15 protein-coding genes are annotated in these 18,028 nt (G+C 53.6%); 8 read left to right on the plus strand and 7 right to left on the minus strand.

Going from position 1 to position 18,028, the window contains the following annotated elements:
• Nucleotides 1-165 precede the first annotated feature (165 nt).
• Nucleotides 166-1,002, plus strand: a complete 837-nt coding sequence (tcdA, locus tag AACR93_RS09260; RefSeq protein ID WP_043850576.1) for a tRNA cyclic N6-threonylcarbamoyladenosine(37) synthase TcdA — start codon at nt 166-168, stop codon at nt 1,000-1,002.
• Between the two features lie 21 nt (nt 1,003-1,023).
• Here the strand turns inward: tcdA and AACR93_RS09265 are convergent, their stop codons facing one another.
• On the minus strand, nt 1,024-1,458 hold the full coding sequence (locus AACR93_RS09265; RefSeq protein ID WP_021230702.1) for a SufE family protein: 435 nt from the start codon (nt 1,456-1,458) through the stop codon (nt 1,024-1,026).
• A 13-nt stretch (nt 1,459-1,471) separates the two neighbouring features.
• The gene (locus tag AACR93_RS09270; RefSeq protein ID WP_043850577.1) at nt 1,472-2,692 is read right to left on the minus strand and encodes a SufS family cysteine desulfurase; all 1,221 of its coding nucleotides are present in this window, start codon (nt 2,690-2,692) and stop codon (nt 1,472-1,474) included.
• 181 nt (nt 2,693-2,873) lie between these two features.
• Between AACR93_RS09270 and rep the strand changes: the two genes are divergently transcribed.
• Nucleotides 2,874-4,886: a DNA helicase Rep gene (gene rep / locus AACR93_RS09275; RefSeq protein ID WP_043850578.1), complete on the plus strand. Its 2,013-nt coding sequence runs from the start codon at nt 2,874-2,876 to the stop codon at nt 4,884-4,886.
• Between the two features lie 2 nt (nt 4,887-4,888).
• Here the strand turns inward: rep and AACR93_RS09280 are convergent, their stop codons facing one another.
• The 5 genes from AACR93_RS09280 to AACR93_RS09300 form a co-directional block, all read right to left on the minus strand.
• Complete coding sequence (locus AACR93_RS09280; protein WP_043850579.1) at nt 4,889-7,165, minus strand: putative bifunctional diguanylate cyclase/phosphodiesterase; 2,277 nt, start codon at nt 7,163-7,165, stop codon at nt 4,889-4,891.
• Between the two features lie 90 nt (nt 7,166-7,255).
• Nucleotides 7,256-7,711: a c-type cytochrome gene (locus AACR93_RS09285; RefSeq protein WP_041209812.1), complete on the minus strand. Its 456-nt coding sequence runs from the start codon at nt 7,709-7,711 to the stop codon at nt 7,256-7,258.
• Nucleotides 7,712-7,907: 196 nt separating this feature from the next.
• Nucleotides 7,908-8,936 (minus strand): L-threonine 3-dehydrogenase, encoded by a 1,029-nt coding sequence (gene tdh, locus AACR93_RS09290; protein ID WP_043850580.1) that lies wholly within the window; start codon nt 8,934-8,936, stop codon nt 7,908-7,910.
• Between the two features lie 60 nt (nt 8,937-8,996).
• Entirely contained in the window at nt 8,997-10,187 is a 1,191-nt protein-coding gene (locus AACR93_RS09295; RefSeq protein WP_042029591.1) for a glycine C-acetyltransferase, read from the minus strand.
• Between the two features lie 115 nt (nt 10,188-10,302).
• Nucleotides 10,303-10,947 (minus strand): TetR/AcrR family transcriptional regulator, encoded by a 645-nt coding sequence (locus tag AACR93_RS09300; RefSeq protein ID WP_043850581.1) that lies wholly within the window; start codon nt 10,945-10,947, stop codon nt 10,303-10,305.
• A gap of 157 nt (nt 10,948-11,104) precedes the next feature.
• Between AACR93_RS09300 and rfaD the strand changes: the two genes are divergently transcribed.
• The 6 genes from rfaD to AACR93_RS09330 all read left to right on the plus strand — a co-directional run bounded on the left by rfaD (nt 11,105) and on the right by AACR93_RS09330 (nt 18,022).
• Nucleotides 11,105-12,061, plus strand: coding sequence for an ADP-glyceromanno-heptose 6-epimerase (rfaD, locus tag AACR93_RS09305; protein ID WP_043850582.1), 957 nt, complete (start codon nt 11,105-11,107; stop codon nt 12,059-12,061).
• Between the two features lie 64 nt (nt 12,062-12,125).
• The gene (locus tag AACR93_RS09310; protein ID WP_043850583.1) at nt 12,126-13,310 is read left to right on the plus strand and encodes a glycosyltransferase; all 1,185 of its coding nucleotides are present in this window, start codon (nt 12,126-12,128) and stop codon (nt 13,308-13,310) included.
• Entirely contained in the window at nt 13,307-15,073 is a 1,767-nt protein-coding gene (locus tag AACR93_RS09315; RefSeq protein ID WP_043850584.1) for a polysaccharide deacetylase family protein, read from the plus strand. The genes AACR93_RS09310 and AACR93_RS09315 overlap by 4 nt, the downstream gene beginning before the upstream one ends.
• A gap of 20 nt (nt 15,074-15,093) precedes the next feature.
• The gene (locus AACR93_RS09320; RefSeq protein WP_043850585.1) at nt 15,094-16,272 is read left to right on the plus strand and encodes an O-antigen ligase family protein; all 1,179 of its coding nucleotides are present in this window, start codon (nt 15,094-15,096) and stop codon (nt 16,270-16,272) included.
• A gap of 2 nt (nt 16,273-16,274) precedes the next feature.
• Complete coding sequence (locus AACR93_RS09325; RefSeq protein ID WP_043850586.1) at nt 16,275-16,940, plus strand: glycosyltransferase family 25 protein; 666 nt, start codon at nt 16,275-16,277, stop codon at nt 16,938-16,940.
• A 14-nt stretch (nt 16,941-16,954) separates the two neighbouring features.
• Nucleotides 16,955-18,022 (plus strand): glycosyltransferase family 9 protein, encoded by a 1,068-nt coding sequence (locus AACR93_RS09330; RefSeq protein WP_231556918.1) that lies wholly within the window; start codon nt 16,955-16,957, stop codon nt 18,020-18,022.
• The last annotated feature ends 6 nt before the right edge of the window (nt 18,023-18,028 follow it).

Raw genomic sequence — 18,028 nt, forward strand, 5'->3', positions numbered from 1 at the left:
CGGGGTTTTTTATTGCCTGTAATTCAGCAAATAGTCTGATAATTGACCTTTTATCCTCTATTCTCTGCCGTTTTCCCTGTTTTTCCTTCCCGATTTTCTCCGGTTCTGCCATCGCGGCTGGCGGTGGTTGCCGTTATAATGGCCGCCCTCAAGCAAGGTGGTGGTATGAAAGCAGAATATCTACAGCGATTCGGGGGCATTGCCCGTCTTTATGGTCAGAATGCCCTGCGTTCCTTTAGCCAGGCCAAGGTCTGTGTGGTGGGGATCGGCGGAGTGGGCTCCTGGGCGGCCGAGGCGCTGGCTCGTGCCGGCATCAACCAGATCACCCTGATCGATATGGACGATGTCTGCATCACCAACACCAATCGCCAGATCCACGCCATGCAGGGTACGGTTGGTCGCCTCAAGACCGAGGTGATGGCCGAGCGCATTCGCGCCATCAATCCGGATTGTGAAGTGATCGAGGTGGACGATTTCGTCGCCGCCGATAACCTGACCGAACATATCAAGCGGGAGTTTGACTATGTGGTGGATGCCATCGATTCGGTCAAGGCCAAGGTGGCGCTGATTGCCTTCTGCAAGCGCAACAAGATCCCGGTGATTGTTGCGGGTGGTGCTGGCGGGCAGATGGATCCGACCCAGATCACTGTGGCCGATTTGGCCAAGACTATTCAAGACCCGTTGGCGGCCAAGGTGCGCTCCGACCTGCGCCGGTTGCACAACTTCAGCAAGAATCCGGTGCGCAAATTCGGGGTGGAGTGTGTCTTCTCAACCGAGCAGCTGAGCTATCCGGATGGCAATGGCGGCACTTGTCAGGCCAAGGCAGCCAGCGATGGCACTATGAAGATGGATTGCGCCTCCGGCTTTGGCGCTGTGACGCCGGTGACGGCAACCTTTGGGCTGGTCGCTGCGTCCCGGGTCTTGAAGAAGATTGCCGAACGGGGCGCCCGAGCCGAGAAAAAGGCAGGGAATGAAGATGCAGGGTCGATTGGCGAAGCCTAATCGACCACTGAACAAGGCGGGTTAGACCGCTTGTTCCCGGATCGCCAGTACGATCGCTCTGAGCCCGTTACCTCGTGACGGGCTCAAGTGTTTCTCAAGCCCAAGTTCGCTGAAATACCCTTCCATATCAAAAGCCTGGATCGCCGCAGACGATTGGTGGTTGAGTGCCGCCAGCACGATGACGATAAGGCCCCGCACGATGCGGGCATCGGAATCACAGGCAAAGTGCCAGCAGCCATCCTCGCTTTGTTCTCCCTTCAGCCAGGCCTGGCTTTCACACCCCTTGAGGCGAAACTCCTCCTGCTGCCATTCGCCGGGTAGCGCTGGCAGCTGTTTGCCGAGCTGGATGATGAGCCGGTACTGGTTCTCCCAGCCGTGAGCGGCAGCAAACTGCTGGCGGATGGTGTCGGCGTTGGGCTCAAGGCCAATCTGGGTATAGCTTGCGAGGTCACTCATTCGGTTGTCTGCCTTAGAAGAAGTCACTGAGTTTGTGCAGGGCGGCCAGCAGGGCGTCGACATCGTCCCGATTGTTGTAGCAGGCCAGCGAGGCGCGCAGGGTACCGCCGATCCCGAGCGATTCCATCAGCGGCATGGCGCAGTGATGGCCGACTCGCAGGGCGAGCCCCTGCATATCGAGCAGGGTGGCGGCATCTTGCGGGTGGATGTCGTCTATCAGGAAAGAGACCGCACCGGCGCGTTGGCCGGGTTCGCCGATCAGACGCAGCCCCGGCACCTGTTGCAGGCCTGCGACCAGATAGCTGGTCAGCGCCTCTTCATGCTTGGCTAATGAGCTCCGGTCTTGCGCCATCATAAAGTCGATGGCGGCGGCGAGGCCAATAGCACCAGCGATATGGGGGGTGCCCGCCTCGAACTTGAAGGGCAGGGTATTGAAGGTGGTGCCGCTGAAACTGACCCGATCGATCATCTCACCACCGGCTTGCCAGGGCGGCATCCGCTCCAGTAGTTCGGTGCGGCCCCACAACACGCCGATGCCGGTCGGGCCATAGAGCTTGTGGCCGGAGAAGGCGTAGAAGTCGCAACCGATGGCATGCACATCCACCTCGAGATGAGCCACCGCCTGAGCGCCATCGATCAGGGTCAGAGCGCCGACTGCCTTGGCCGCAGCCACCATCTCTTTGACTGGATTGACGGTGCCAAGGGCATTGGAGACGTGGGCCACGCTTACCAGTCGGGTCAGTGGCCCCAGCATGGCGTGATAGGCGGCCAGATCGAGATCGCCCCGCTCATCGAGCGGGATGACCCGGATCACCGCGCCGGTGCGTTGGGCGACCAGTTGCCACGGGACGATATTGGCGTGGTGCTCCAGCGTGCTGAGGATGATTTCCTCCCCCGCCTTGAGCTCGCTCATCCCCCAGCTCTGGGCAACCAGATTGATCGCCTCCGTGGTGCCGCGAGTCCAGACCACCTCTTGGCTGCGGGGCGCATTGATAAAGCGGGCGACCGTCTCGCGGGCAGCTTCGAAGGCGCGGGTCGCGCGGCCGCTCAGGGCGTGGGCGGCACGGTGTACGTTGGCGTTGTCGGCACGATAGTAGTGAGCGATGGCATCCAGTACCGCGTGCGGTTTCTGGGTAGTGGCGGCGTTGTCCAGATAGACCAGAGGGTGGCCGTTTACCATCTGCGCCAAGGCCGGAAACTGGCTGCGCAGTTGGTCGTGCTGTTGCTGATTCATGCTCCCCTCATCATCCGGAAAAAGTCATCATCTCGAAAGGTCGGCCATGATCCTGAAAATAGCGCCCGAACACAAGGCGCGATAAGCCGGAATGGCGGTTGCCTGCCGTGCAGCAGGTACGGCTCGTCGGGTGATTTCTGGTACAATGCCGCCCCTCATCATAAGCCAAGAGATCCGGCCCATGAAGCTCAACCCCAATCAGAACGAAGCGGTCAAGTATGTTTCCGGCCCTTGCCTGGTGCTGGCGGGTGCCGGATCGGGCAAGACCCGCGTCATCACCAACAAGATTGCCTATCTGGTGCAGCAGTGTGGTTACAACGCGCGCAACATCGCCGCAGTTACATTTACCAACAAGGCTGCGCGGGAGATGAAGGAGCGGGTCGGCCAGACTTTGGGGCGCAAGGAGGCGCGGGGGCTGATGGTCTCCACCTTCCATACTCTGGGGCTCGAGATCATCCGACGGGAGCACAAGAGCCTGAATCTCAAGGCCAACTTCTCCCTGTTCGACGACACAGATCAGCTGGCGCTGCTGAAAGAGCTGACCGAGGCGGAGCTCGACAACGACAAGGACAAGCTCTCGGCCCTCATTACCCAGATCTCCAACTGGAAAAACGACCTGATTCTGCCAGCCCGCGCGATGCGCATTGCCCGCGGGCCGGAAGAGGTGCTGATGGCCCAGCTCTACGAGCGTTATCACCGCCAGATGGTGGCCTATAACGCGCTGGATTTTGACGATCTCATCGTGATGCCGACCCTGCTGCTCAAGAGCAATCAGGAGGTGCGCGAGCGCTGGCAGAACAAGATCCGCTACCTGCTGGTCGACGAGTATCAGGACACCAACACCAGCCAGTACGAGCTGGTGAAGCAGATCGTCGGCGAGCGGGCCCGTTTTACCGTTGTGGGAGATGATGACCAGTCCATCTACTCCTGGCGCGGCGCCAAGCCGCAGAACCTGGTGCTGCTGAACGAAGACTTTCCGAACCTGCGGCTCATCAAACTGGAGCAGAACTACCGCTCCAAGGGGCGCATCCTCAAGTGCGCCAACATCCTGATCGCCAACAATCCCCATGTGTTCGACAAGGCGCTCTTCTCCGAGCTCGATTACGGGGTGCCGGTCAAGGTGCTGTTTGCCAAGAACGAGGAGCACGAGGCGGAGCGCATCGCCGCCGAAATGATGGGCCACAAGTTCATGAATCGCACTCGGTTCAAGGATTACGCCATCCTCTATCGGGGCAACCATCAGTCGCGCATCTTCGAGAAGGCGCTGATGACCAACCGGATTCCCTATCGCATCTCCGGCGGCACCTCGTTTTTCTCCCGTACCGAGATCAAGGACATCATGGCCTACCTCAAGTTGCTGGTGAATCCGGATGAGGACACTGCCTTCCTGCGGGTGGTCAACTTGCCGCGCCGCGAGATTGGTCCCACCACGCTGGAGAAGCTGGGCCAATACGCCAACCAGCGCGGCAAAAGTCTGTTTGCCGCCAGCTTCGAGCTGGGGCTGGAGCAGCACCTCTCCGGGCGGGGCCTCGTGGCCCTACAGGCATTTACCAACTGGCTGGTACGCCTTGGCGATGAGGCGTTGCGCGGCAATCCGGTGGAGGCGGTGCGGGACATGATCAAGGAGATCCACTATGAAGAGTGGCTCTACGAGACCTCGCCCAGTCCAAAAGCAGCCGAGATGCGGATGCAGAACGTCTCTACCCTCTATCGCTGGATCACCGAGATGCTGGAGGGGGATGAGCTGGAGGAGTCGATGACGCTGGCACAGGTGGTTACTCGCCTCACCCTGCGTGACATGATGGAGCGCAACGAGGGGGAGGATGACGCCGATCAGGTGCAGTTGATGACGCTGCATGCCTCCAAGGGGTTGGAGTTTCCCTATGTCTACATGGTTGGGATGGAAGAGGGCTTGCTACCCCACCAGACCAGCATTGATGAGGACAATGTGGAGGAGGAGCGGCGTCTCGCCTATGTGGGCATTACCCGGGCCCAGACCGAGCTGACCTTTACTCTTTGCAAGGAGCGTCGTCAGTACGGCGAGTCTGTCCGTCCGGAACCGAGCCGCTTCCTGCTGGAGCTGCCGCAGGATGACCTTGAATGGGAAAACCAGAAAAAGGTGACGGCCGAGGAGCGCCAGCAGAAGGGGCAGATGGCGGTGGCCAATCTGCGTGCCATGTTCAAGAAGGATTAACCCTAAAGGCTGGCCGGGGTAAGCAGCGGGACTATGTCGGTGCCTGGCATGGGCGGTGAGATATAACGACCCTGTCCCATCCGGCAGCCAATATCGATCAGTTTCTGCAATTGCTGCTGGTTCTCTATGCCTTCCACTACCAGGGTGTAATCCAGATCCTGGCAGATGTCGCGCATGGCGCGGATTAGCGCGAGGTCTTTGGGGGACTGCAACATGCGCTGGGTAAAGCTGTCATCCACCTTGATGTAGTCCACCGGGAAGTGGAACAGGGCGTTGAGGGAGGAGAAGCCGGTCCCAAAATCGTCGAGGCTGATCTGGATGCCCTTGGCGCGCAGCTCGTGCAGCGAGGCCAGCGCATCGGAATCCTGCCGTGACAGCTCTCGCTCGTTAAATTCAAATATCAGGTAGCTGGGGGAGACCCCCTCCTCTTCCAGAATGGTTATCAGCCGCATGATATGGTCGTGGTTGACCAGATGCTTGCCGGAGAGATTTATCGCTACCTTGAACTTGCTCTGTCCCGACAGTGGCAACCAGTTTTTCAGCTGCTGGCAGGTGTGGCGCAGGATCTGGTAATCCAGCTCGAGAATAAGGCCGCACTGTTCCGCCAGCGGGATGAAATCAAAGGCATCTTTCAGCACACCTTCTTCCGTCAACCAGCGAGCCATCACCTCAAGGCCGGTCAGCCGGCTGTCCTGCAGCCGGATCACTGGCTGGAAGTAGGGGACGATACGCCCTTCGCGCAGTGCTCTGGCCAGCATCTCTTCCGGCGAGTTCCAGTTCTGGTTGATGCAATCCTCCGAGTAGCTGACGATGCGGCTGCGGCCATTGCGCTTGGCCTGATACATGGCGAGATCGGCCTGATGAAGCAACTGGCTGATGTCCGTTGTTTGTTCGGATGCGATGGAGACGCCCAGGCTGACGGTGATACTCAGCTCGTTGCCAAGCAGCCTGAAAGGGTAGGAGAGCCGGCTGATGATCCGGTTCAAAACCGGGCTGATGTCGTCATCATTCTTGCTGCTGTCCAGATAGATGACGAACTCGTCCCCTCCCAGCCTTGCCACCAAGTCATTTTGCCTGATGCAGGTTTGCAGGCGGCGGCTTATCTCCTTGAGCAACTGATCCCCGGCGCTGTGGCCCAGGGTATCGTTGATCTGCTTGAAGTGATCCACATCGATAAAAATCACGGCAAACCCAGGCGATTTGTAGCGGTTGTAGTGGGTCATGGCGTGGTTGAGGTGATTCATCAGCAAAGCCCGATTGGGCAGCTGGGTTAGCGGATCATGCAAGGCGTCAAATTGTAGCCTGCGTTCCAGCTCCTGATGCTGTTTGAGCTGCTTTTGCAATCTGAGGTTGGTCTGGCGCAGCTGCTGGAGGCGCTGGTTGATGGAGTCTTCAGTATTGATGTCGTTGAGCTGCTGGCGGATCCGCTTCAGCTCAAGCAGCAGCGTCAGCTGGCCACGCAAAAAGTCGAGGAAGAGTTTGTCATCTGCCTCCAATGGGGTGGACGTGCTGATGATGAAATGGGCGAAATACTGTTGTTGCAGGCGCAGCGGCATGCTGTGCCAGAACAGCGACTCTTTGCTGACCTCGATATTGCTGGTGCTATGACACAGACCGCTGATGAACTCATCGCTCTGATGAGGGGTAGCCGGGTAGACCTTTTCCAGCTTGTGAGTATTGAGCCGAACCAGCAGCATGTCCTCGATAGCCAGCATCTGGCGCAGCACAGCTTCCAGCTGGGAGAAAAGGGCCTGACCGGGAAGGGTATTGGCTAGTCGCATGATGCGGCTGATGCTCTCGATTTTCTTCTGCCAGTTGGGGTCTTTGCGGATCAGCGGAGAGGGGGGCTCTGCCAGATGGGAGCCTGCCTGGGTTTCGGTCAGCCGTTTGGCCAGACATTCGAGCAGCAGGCGCAGGGTCGGGAGATCTGTTGGTGTGCTGCGTGCCAGCAGCCACTGTACCTGGCCATGTTCGATAGGAAAAACGCACCAGCCATCGGCCTCATCCAGCTGGGTCAGTTGATCGGTTATCCGGGACTGCTCCCGTCCCAGCTGCTGTTTGAACGAGTCACTGATCTTGTGGGCATAGACCCAGTTCAACCCGGTATCGGAGAGGCCAAGCATGCCAAAGTGTTGCAGAGGGCAGAGTTGGTCAATCTGCTGGATCAGGGCGTCGTAGTTATCGGTCGTTGCTGTGTGCGGCGCGGGAAAGTCCATAATGGCCGAGACCAACGCCAGCAGAGGAGTTGAATAGTGGGATTCAATGGATTGGGACGACATGAGATGAGCAACTCCCGAGTATGTCTACCATACAAGAGTAGCTGGAAGGCGATAGATTGAAAGGGCCGCATATGCGGCCCTTTCAAATACTTAGAGCTTGTCGATCATGTAGTGGATGGCGTTCTCAATCTCTTCGTCACTACAAGTTGCGCAGGTGCCGCGCGGGGGCATCATGCCGGATTTGCCAGTAAAGCCACCGATGGCATGCTTCTTGAGCGTTTCAATGCCCTGGGCGATACGGGGCTCCCAAGCCGCTTTGTCGCCACGTTTGGGCGCGCCGGCTGCACCGGTGTCGTGACAAGCGAAGCAGGCGCCCTTGAACACGGTCTCGCCATCGCGCGGGCCGGAAGAAGCGGCTGCCGCAGGCGCTGCGCCCGCACCGGCAATACCTTCCAGATCCTTGGCGGTATAGACCTGACCGACCGGTTTGATCCGCTCGGCAATGGCATCCGGTGACATATCGTCAGCAGCAAATGCTGCTCCGGACAGGCTGACAGCGGTCATACCGACAGCCAGCAGATAGCTCAGTTTTTTCAGCACGCTCATATACTCCCAGCACTCTCTTATTATCCCTGTGAACCGGACGGATTATAACCGAATAGTTACAGCCATTTAAACGCTTGTGTGTGAAGTGTTAAACACTCTGCAAGCAAACTTTTGGCCCGTATCACGCTGTCTGACGATGCGCTTCTGAAAAAGAAACCCGGCGGATGCCGGGTTTTAACAAGTTAAGGGCCACAGGTTAGTTATCCCAGCTCAGGATCACCTTGCCGGAGTGGCCGGAGCGCATGGCATCAAAGCCTTGCTGGAACTCGTCGATGTGGAAGCGATGGGTGATGATGGGGGAGAGATCCAGTCCTGACTGGATCAGGCTGGCCATCTTGTACCAGGTTTCGAACATCTCGCGGCCATAGATCCCCTTGATAAACAGCCCCTTGAAGATCACCTTGTTCCAGTCGATAGCCATGGTGGAGGGGGGGATGCCGAGCATGGCAATCTTGCCGCCATGGTTCATCTTGTCGAGCATCTCCTGGAAGGCGCTCGGTACGCCGGACATCTCCAGCCCCACGTCAAATCCTTCCGTCATTCCCAGCTCGCTCATCACGTCGGCGAGCTTCTCCTTGCCGATGTTGACGGTACGGGTGGCGCCCATCTTGCGTGCCAGTTCCAGCCGGTATTCGTTGACGTCGGTGATCACCACGTGGCGGGCACCAACGTGACGGCAGACGGCGGCAGCCATGATGCCGATGGGGCCGGCACCGGTGATGAGTACATCTTCACCCACCAGATCGAAGGAGAGGGCGGTATGCACCGCATTGCCAAACGGGTCGAAAATGGCGGCCAGCTCGTCCGGGATGTTGTCCGGCAGCTTGAAGGCATTAAAGGCAGGGATCACCAGATATTCGGCGAAGGCTCCCGGTCGGTTGACGCCCACCCCCGTGGTGTTGCGACAGAGGTGGGTGCGACCGGCGCGGCAGTTGCGGCAGTGGCCACAGGTGATGTGGCCTTCACCGGAGACGCGATCGCCGATAGCGAAGCCGCGTACTTCCTGGCCGATAGCGACGACTTCGCCGACATATTCGTGGCCTACCACCATGGGGACCGGAATGGTCTTCTGTGACCACTCATCCCAGTTGTAGATATGGATGTCGGTGCCGCAGATGGCGGTTTTGCGAATTTTGATCAGCAGGTCGTTGTGGCCCAGCTCCGGTGTGGGAACGTCGGTCATCCAGATGCCGATCTCGGGCTTGAGTTTGGACAGGGCTTTCATGGCGGATCCTTTGCTATGAATGCAGAAAGAAGGGAGGGGCACAGGGCCCCTCGATGCAAATCAGATGATGGCGAGTTCGCGACCAATGCGGATGAAGGCGTCGATCGCCTTGTCCAGCTGCTCGCGGGTGTGAGCTGCGGACATCTGGGTACGAATGCGCGCCTGACCTTTCGGCACTACCGGGAAGGAGAAACCTACCACGTAGATACCGGCCGCCAGCATGCGGCTGGCCATCTCGGCTGCCAGCTTGGCATCGCCCAGCATCACCGGAATGATGGCGTGATCGGCCCCAGCCAAGGTAAAGCCGGCAGCACTCATGCGCTCGCGGAAATAGCGGCTGTTCTCCTGCAGGCGGGCGCGCAGGTCGTGACCTTCGGCCAGCATGTCGATCACCTTGATGGTGGCTGCAACGATGGAGGGGGCCAGCGAGTTGGAGAAGAGGTAGGGGCGGGAGCGCTGGCGCAGCCAGTCGATCACCTCTTTCTTGCCGGAGGTATAACCGCCGGAGGCGCCACCGAGCGCCTTGCCCAGAGTGCCTGTGATGATATCGACCCGATCCATCACGCCACAATATTCGTGGGTGCCACGACCGTTTTCACCGATGAAGCCGACGGCGTGGGAGTCATCCACCATTACCAGCGCATCGTATTTGTCGGCCAGATCGCAGATAGATTTGAGGTCGGCGATAACGCCATCCATGGAGAATACGCCATCGGTGGCGATCAGCTTGAAGCGGGCACCATCGGCGTCAGCCTGTTTCAGCTGGGCTTCCAGCTCGGCCATGTCGTTGTTGGCGTAGCGATAGCGCTTGGCCTTGCACAGCCGTACGCCATCAATGATGGAGGCGTGGTTGAGTGCATCGGAGATAATGGCATCTTCGGCGCCGAACAGGGTCTCGAACAGACCGCCGTTGGCATCGAAGCAGGAGGAGTAGAGGATGGTGTCTTCAGTGCCCAGGAAGGCAGACATCTTCTGCTCCAGCTCCTTGTGCTGATCCTGGGTGCCACAAATGAAGCGAACCGAGGCCATACCGAAGCCGTGGCTGTCGAGGCCCTGATGGGCAGCGGCGATCAGATCCGGGTGGTTGGCCAATCCCAGATAGTTGTTGGCACAGAAGTTCAGTACCTGCTCCCCACCCACGGCGATACTTGCCTGCTGGGCGGAGGTGATGATGCGTTCCTGCTTGTACAACCCTTCAGCTTGCACCTGATGCAGTTGCTCGGTCAGGTGACGATAGAATCCGTTAGACATCCTCGATCCTTATTGGCTATTTCAGCTGAGTATCAACAGAGGGCCACATTTTACTTCAGTTTGTTGCGGTTAATTCAAATTATTGTTCTGCAATTAAACAATTGTGAAACAGATCTCACCCGGCTGGTTGGGCCAGTTGGCGGTAGTGTTGCTCCAGCTGCCGGATCTGTTCGGCGACTTGCGGCTGTACGTAGGGGCGAAGCAGAAACAGCACCTTTAGTACTCCCTGATAGAGCAGTGGCTTGGTGATGCGGGTATTGGGGGCCTGGGCAATCTGGAATGGGATCCAGCAGGTGACCACCATCTTGATGGTTTGGCCGAGATCCGGCAGATCCGCGTCAGTCACATCTATGATACCCCCTTCGCGCAGGCTCTTGAGCAGGGTCACGACCGAGGATCTCATCTGTTCCTGCGCCTTGAGGTATTTCTGTTGCAGCGGCTCGTCCCGGCTCAGGATGTCCGGTAGGTTGGCGTAGAAGAAGCGGAACTGCCACATCAGATAGAAGATGGCATCCAGATAACCCATCAAATCCTGCAGGGTGATTTCACGGTTGCGGGTCGGGATGAAGCTTTCGCTCAGGTGGCGGGCATATTGATCAAAGATGGAGTGGATGATGTCCTCTTTATTACGGAAGTGGTAATAGAGGTTGCCCGGACTGATGCCCATGTGCGCCGCAATATGGTTGGTGGTGATGTTGCGCTCACCCTGATCGTTAAACAGCTCGGTGGCGCTGTGAATGATCCTGTCTCTGGTCTTCATCACTCATTCCTCCAACGGGTTCCGTCCGGGGCAAATGGAACAAGGTCGAATCCCCAGACTGCCCGTGATAAACTTTTCGGCAATTTCAAATTGGCTCACTATACACAGCTTTAACAAGCAGTCACATGTAGCCATCAACGTACGAGAGGCAAACTCCATGATCGTAGTAACTGGCGGTGCTGGCTTTATCGGCAGCAATCTGGTCAAGCAGCTGAACGCTCAAGGACGGACCGATATCGTGGTCATTGATGACCTGACCGACGGCACCAAGTTCGTCAACCTGGTCGATCTGACCATCGCTGACTACATGGACAAAGACGAGTTCCAGGCGCGTATCGTTTCCGGCGACGAATTCGAAGAGTGGGACGGCATTGAGGTTATCTTCCACGAAGGTGCCTGCTCGGCGACGACCGAGTGGAACGGCAAGTTCATCATGGAGGTCAACTACGAGTACTCCAAGGACCTGTTCCACTACTGCATCGAGCGTGAAATTCCCTTCATTTACGCCTCTTCTGCCGCCACTTACGGCGGTCGCAACGACAACTTCATCGAAGATCCCAAGTTCGAGCAGCCGCTCAACGTCTATGGCTACTCCAAGCAGCTGTTCGACCAGTACGTGCGCCGCTGGATGCCGGAGATCAACTCTCAGGTCGTCGGCCTCAAGTACTTCAACGTCTACGGCCCGCGCGAGCAGCATAAAGGCTCCATGGCCTCTGTTGCCTTCCACCTCAATACCCAGGTGAAGAAGGGCGAGAATCCCAAGCTGTTCGAAGGTTGCGACGGTTTCCCCAACGGTGGCCAGATGCGTGACTTCATCTATATCGACGACGTCTGCAAGGTAAACCTGTGGTTCTGGCAGAACCCGCAGCACTCTGGCATCTTCAACTGTGGTACCGGCCGCGCCGAGCCGTTCCAGAACGTGGCCGAAGCGGTGATCAAGCATCATCAGAAGGGTTCTATCGAATACATCCCTTTCCCAGATCACCTCAAGGGTCGCTACCAGAGCTTTACCCAGGCCGACATGACCAAGCTGCGCAACGCAGGTTATGACGCCGAGTTCAAGACTGTGGCCGAAGGGGTTGCAGATTACATGGCGTGGCTCAACCGGGTCTGATTATTCGCTTTTGCGGAGTGGCCGCCAATGAGGCGGCTTTTTCGTTATTTTCTATGTGGTTAGCATGAAGAAAAAAGTATTATTTATTATGGAAACATTGGGCGGAGGAGGCGCCGAAAAGGTCCTTATTGAAACGCTTAAGCGTTTGGATTTTAGTAAATACGCTATTACGCTGCTGTTATTAAGGCGTGAGGGTGTATATTTATCTCAAGTTCCGAAAGATGTAACAGTAGAATTTATGTTGCCGACCGAACCATCGGGATGGTTTCAGCGTAGAATTTTTTTCTCTATTAAAAAACGTTGGTGGAATTTCGTTGTAAATAACAAGTGGTTAGCAAATGTCATATTTAATGAACGATATGATGTTGGTATCGCTTTTTTGGAAGGGAATAGCTCTCTGTTGCTATCTCACCTGAATTCTGTTGTTCGAAAAATCGCCTGGGTCCATATAGATTTACTGTGCCATCAAATTCTTTCCAGAAAAGTTGAACGTACCGTTTATATAGAAATGGATGACATTGTCTGTGTCTCTAAAGGTGCACAGCATGCATTATTGAAATTGTATCCTGAAGTGAAACCATATACTCAAGTGGTTTATAACCCTGTTGATATCGAAGGCATAATGCGGAAAAGTCATGAAACTATTACGAGTGAAGGGCAAATAAAAGTTATAGCTATTGGACGGCTATGCAATGCCCAAAAAGGATTCGACATCTTACTAGCTGCTCATAAGATAAATGTTGATGCAGGGGCTAAATATCACCTTACTATTTTGGGGGAAGGTGATGATAGAGCTGGGTTAGAGTCATTTATCAATATTAATGATATTGGTGATAGTACGAAATTACTTGGTTTCAAGGAAAATCCATATCCATATCTTGCTGATAGCGATCTGTTCGTTATGTCCTCACATTATGAGGGTTACCCGGTTGTACTCGTAGAAGCGATGGCATTGGGGAAGGCCATTGTATCAACAAATTGTACTGGACCTAATGAAGCTCTCGATGGCGGAAAATATGGTGTTCTCGTTCCTGTCGGGGATGCAAATGCGCTTGCACTGGCAGTACGTCAAATGATTGAAAATAAAAAAATGCTATCAACATATAGTTCCTTGTCGAAGGAGCGATCCAAGATTTTCAATCTCCGGGAGAGTATGAGGCAGATCGAGCAACTATTAGATGGGGAAAGCAAGCATCCTTCCAGTTGTGTAATTCATTCAAGTCTTTTTAATGGAGGGCGCGCGACATGAATATATTGATGGCACTCTCCCAGCTCGAAGTGACGGGCGCCGAGGTTTATGCCACCACGGTCGGCAACGAACTGACCCGGCGTGGTCACAACGTCTTTTATGTGTCGGATACGCTGACCAAGCCAACCCTTGGTCCCGTCTTCAAGCTTCGATTCAACAAGCGCAGTATCCTGCGCCGTTTCTGGCACGTCTTTTACCTTATCTATCTCATCAAGAAGCACCATATCCAGTTGGTACATGCTCACTCTCGCGCCTCCGGCTGGAGCAGCTATGTTGCCTGCAAGCTGACGGGCACCCCGATGATCACAACGGTACATGGCCGCCAGCCGGTACACGCATCCCGCAAAGCCTTCCATGCCCTTGGATTCAGGGCTGTAGCTGTTTGCGAGGATATCGCCCGGCAGATCATCGACAACCTTGGCGTGGATCCCGCCATTGTGCAGGTGCTGCGCAACGGTATCGAGACCGACAAGTTCCAGCCCGTGCCGGTGCCGGATAATGACAAGCCGGTGATCGCCATCATTGGCCGTTTGAGTGGCCCCAAAGGGGAGCTTTGCTACCGCCTGCTCGACGAAGTACTCGATCTGGATGCCTGCAAGGTACGGATTGTGAGCGGTACCCGCGTGCCCGAGCGTTTTGCCCGTTTTCAGGATCGTGCCGAGTTTATCGGTTATGTCGATGATGTGCCTGCTCTGCTGGCGGGTTGCGACTTGGTCATTGGTGCCGGTCGGGTAGCCATGGAAGCGCTGCTCTGCGGCCGGCCCGCCTACGCTATCGGCGAAGCCAAGGCCATCGGTCTGGTGACCGAACTGAATCTGGATGATGCGCTGGCGAGCAACTTCGGCGATATCGGTCCCAAGGATCTGGCTATCGATTTTTCTGCGCTGAAGGGCGAGATCAAATCCGCTCTGGCCAGCAAGACGGTGCCGGAAGCCATTCGCCAGCGGATTCAGGACGAGTACTGCTTGCAGGGGGTAGTATCCGGCCTCGAAACCATCTATCAGGATGCTGTGGTTGAAACCCTGCGCCGCGAGATGCCGGTCATCATGTACCACCGTTTTATCGAACACGAGAGCGAGAAAGGGGTACACGGTACCTGGATGCCGATCGCCATGTTCGAGAAGCACCTGCGCCTGATGAAGTGGCTTGGCTACGAGACCCTGACTTTCCGCGATCTGGCGGACAAAGGCTTTATCCACCGTCTGCAATACGGCAAGAAGTACCTGATGATCACCGCCGATGACGGTTATCAGGACAATCTGACCCGCATGCAGCCCCTGCTGGAAAAATATGGTTACAAAGCAGTAGTGTACGTGGTGACTGGTGAAGGCTATAACCGTTGGGATGTGGAGCATCCGACCAATCCCGATACATCTGTTCCCCTGATGAATGGCGAGCAGATCAAGGCATTGGCGGCGAGTGGCCATGTGGAGATTGGGGGTCACACCCTGACCCATCCTCGCCTGAGCAAACTCCCGCCAGAGCAACAAGCCCATGAAATTCAGGAGAACAAACGCCAGCTGGAGGCCTTGCTTGGCCAGCAGCTGCTCTCGTTTGCCTATCCTTACGGAGATATCAACGAGAGTGCTAAAGAGCAGGCTATAGCCGCAGGGTATCGTTTTGCCGTTGCCACCAACAGTGGCCCCAAAGCGATGCACCAAGACCCCTACCAGATCCGCCGGATCGCTATCTTCCCCCGCACTGACGTGTTCGGGCTGTGGCGCAAAATTCGCGGGAATTATGTTTTCAGGACATCAAAGTGATATCAAAAAATGTTATAAGCATGGAGCGATTTGCTCTTCTGATCTTTTCATCCACCTTGATTTTTGCATTCAGTGGAATGTTTTTCTTTATTGATGGAAAAACATATCTATCTAACCTGATTGTCGTGGCATCCATAATTGGCACGGTTTCTTTTTACATCCATCGTTATCCGGTGGGGCTTAGAAATCGTTATATAATATGGATTTTATTATCTTATGCTATTTATCTTTTCGTAAATAGACAGCTTCACGGTGACCAATATGGCATTATGCGGAGTATAATATATATTGTATGTTTCTCATTTTTAATGCCACGGCACATTGCTTTGCTCAAAGCTGGTTCTTATGGGATTTTTTTTGGTGGATTGGGCTTGGGGATTATTAGTATATGGCAGTATACTCATGGAGTAGCTAGGGTAGAGGGTTTTACAAATGCGATAATTTTTTCTCAAGCAGCCCTGACATTGGCAATTCTCAATTTTTGGTTTTCGGCTTATTTCTCAGAAAATCGCCTTGAAAAATGGCTTTATATTATTTCGGCACTATTCTCTCTCTGTGCTCTATATCTTTCACAAAGTCGTGGTGCTTGGCTAGCATTCATAGTTGTGATCACATGTCTTTTATTATTAAAAATTAAAAGAAAACCATTGAAATATATTTCAATCACGCTAGGGTTGTTCTTGGTACTCGGAATGCTATGTTTAAACAGTAATATCGTTAAAAATAGAATAGATGCTGGACTTTCTGATGTTGTAAACATGGAAAATGGAAATTACAGTACATCTCTTGGGCTCAGAGCTGTTGCATGGAAAAGCGCTTGGTTGGGGTTTATCGACTCGCCATTAATAGGCGTGGGTACCGATGGTTTTGATGCGTTAAAGCAAGAGCAAGTGAAGCAGGGTCTTGTGCCGCAAGCGTTGCTAAACCCAGAACTTGCGCATGCACACAATCAGTATTTACAGACTTTAGTTATTCGCGGTGGTATAGGATTCATTTTCTTACTGGGTATACTTATATTACCGGCAATGTTTTTTGCGAAAGAAATGGGGTTTGTGTCTGCAGGCGTCTTTATCCCTATATCATTCGCTGTCGGAGCGGTATTTGATGTGCCTTTCGAACACCAAAGTATGATGTATTTATACTCATTAAGCCTAATATTTATTTTATTTTGTCATGAAATCAAGCAGGATTTATCATAACTATGATTCCCGTATTTATTATTAGTTTGACACGTAGTGCTGACAGGCGGGCCATGGTAGAGAGCCAGATGTCTCATTTGGGGATTAACTTTGAGTTTTTCGACGCGGTTGATGGTAAATCATTACCATCAGAGCGCTTAGCGAAAGTGGATTTCAATCTGGCAAGAGAGACTTGCGGCCATGACCTTAGCTTGGGTGAGGTCGGTTGTGCCATGAGTCATATTAATATATATGAAATGATGGTTGAGAGAAATATCCCTCGTTGTGTCATTTTAGAAGATGATATTTACGTCCACATGCATTTCAAAGCTATTGTCAGAGAGATTATTAATAAAAATAATTCTGATATTGTATTTTTGCATCATGGCAAGGCGAAACACTTTCCAATATATTCATCTTTGCCAGAAGGGTACCGTTTGGCAAAATATTTAACACCCAGTAAAAACTCACAAAGAGGAATTATATCTACAGGAGGATATATTCTTACACAGGCTGGCGCTCTCAAACTGCTGAAGATGGCTTATCCAATCAGAATGCCTGCTGATTATCTCACTGGGCGGCTGCAGTGGAATAAATTGAGAGCCGCTGGTGTTGAGCCATGCTGTCTGGATGTTGGACTATTCCAATCGACTATTGATGACAGAAATTATGGCCAACATATAGAGTGACGGAGGTGATTACTGTGATTAAAACCTTTCAGTTATGGAGGGATGTCCTTCGCCGCAAGCTGGGTATTTTACTTTTTGATCGTCATTCATCAGTGAGATCATTATCGCACGGTGCCACTGTTTTTGTTAGGTGGGATGCTAAGCTTGGTGATGCAATCGTCTCTTCCTGGGTGGCAAGGGAGATTAAAAATAAATTTCCTGAGCGAAAAGTCTACGTTATTACCAGTTCTGGGATGGCGCCATTGTTTAGAGACTTTTTTAACTTTGATTGCGTCTTTGAAATACCCAAGAGAGCTGGCTATAGTGAGCTCAAAAAATTAGCCAATGACATGGGGAATGTAGATTATCTTGTGCATTTTAGCCAAAAAATGAAGATGAAGGACCTTTATTTCATCTCCAAAGTTGGGAGCAAAAATGTAGCAGGACTCGATGATGAGCTTGACTGTATTAATATCAAGCTCGGTAAAAAAACTACAGGGATGCACTTTGCGAAGAAATTTAAGGTGCTGTTGGAGCATATGGGGATTGCTAACCCTGATACCAGTTATATAGTGCCTTCGTGTAAGGGGGCTGAGGATTGGGTTGGCTCTTGGTGGCCAAGTAATAAAACGTTGTGCTTCAATCCATATGGCAGTGGGACATCCCGTTGTTTCAGTGTTGAGAAAACCATAGAGTTAATCAACACGATGCTTGATTCATCAAATTACAACATTTGTCTATTGTATCCACCTGGGCGTGAGAGGGACGTTGAACGAGTTTTATCTCATGTTTGTGACCCAGCCAGGGTTGTTATTGATCATGAGAAACCATCTCTCGCTTCACTCTTTGCACAGACAAGGCATTGTGCCGGTATGGTGTCTGTGGATACTGCTACAGTGCATATTGCAACCGGTTTGAGTAAACCTGTTCTCGGTATTTACAATGATAATTTCGGGATGCCAGAAAATGTGGAGTGGCATCCAAATAATCCTCGCTCAAGTGTTATCTACGCAGAAACCAGGTCTGCACAACAAGACGTAAACTTTATAAACGTTGCTGAATTTAAAATGGCATTTAAAAAGTGGGTGGCTGATTATCTATAGAGAGTT

The organism is Aeromonas sp. L_1B5_3 (genome assembly GCF_963866575.1).
Classification (GTDB): domain Bacteria; phylum Pseudomonadota; class Gammaproteobacteria; order Enterobacterales; family Aeromonadaceae; genus Aeromonas; species Aeromonas jandaei.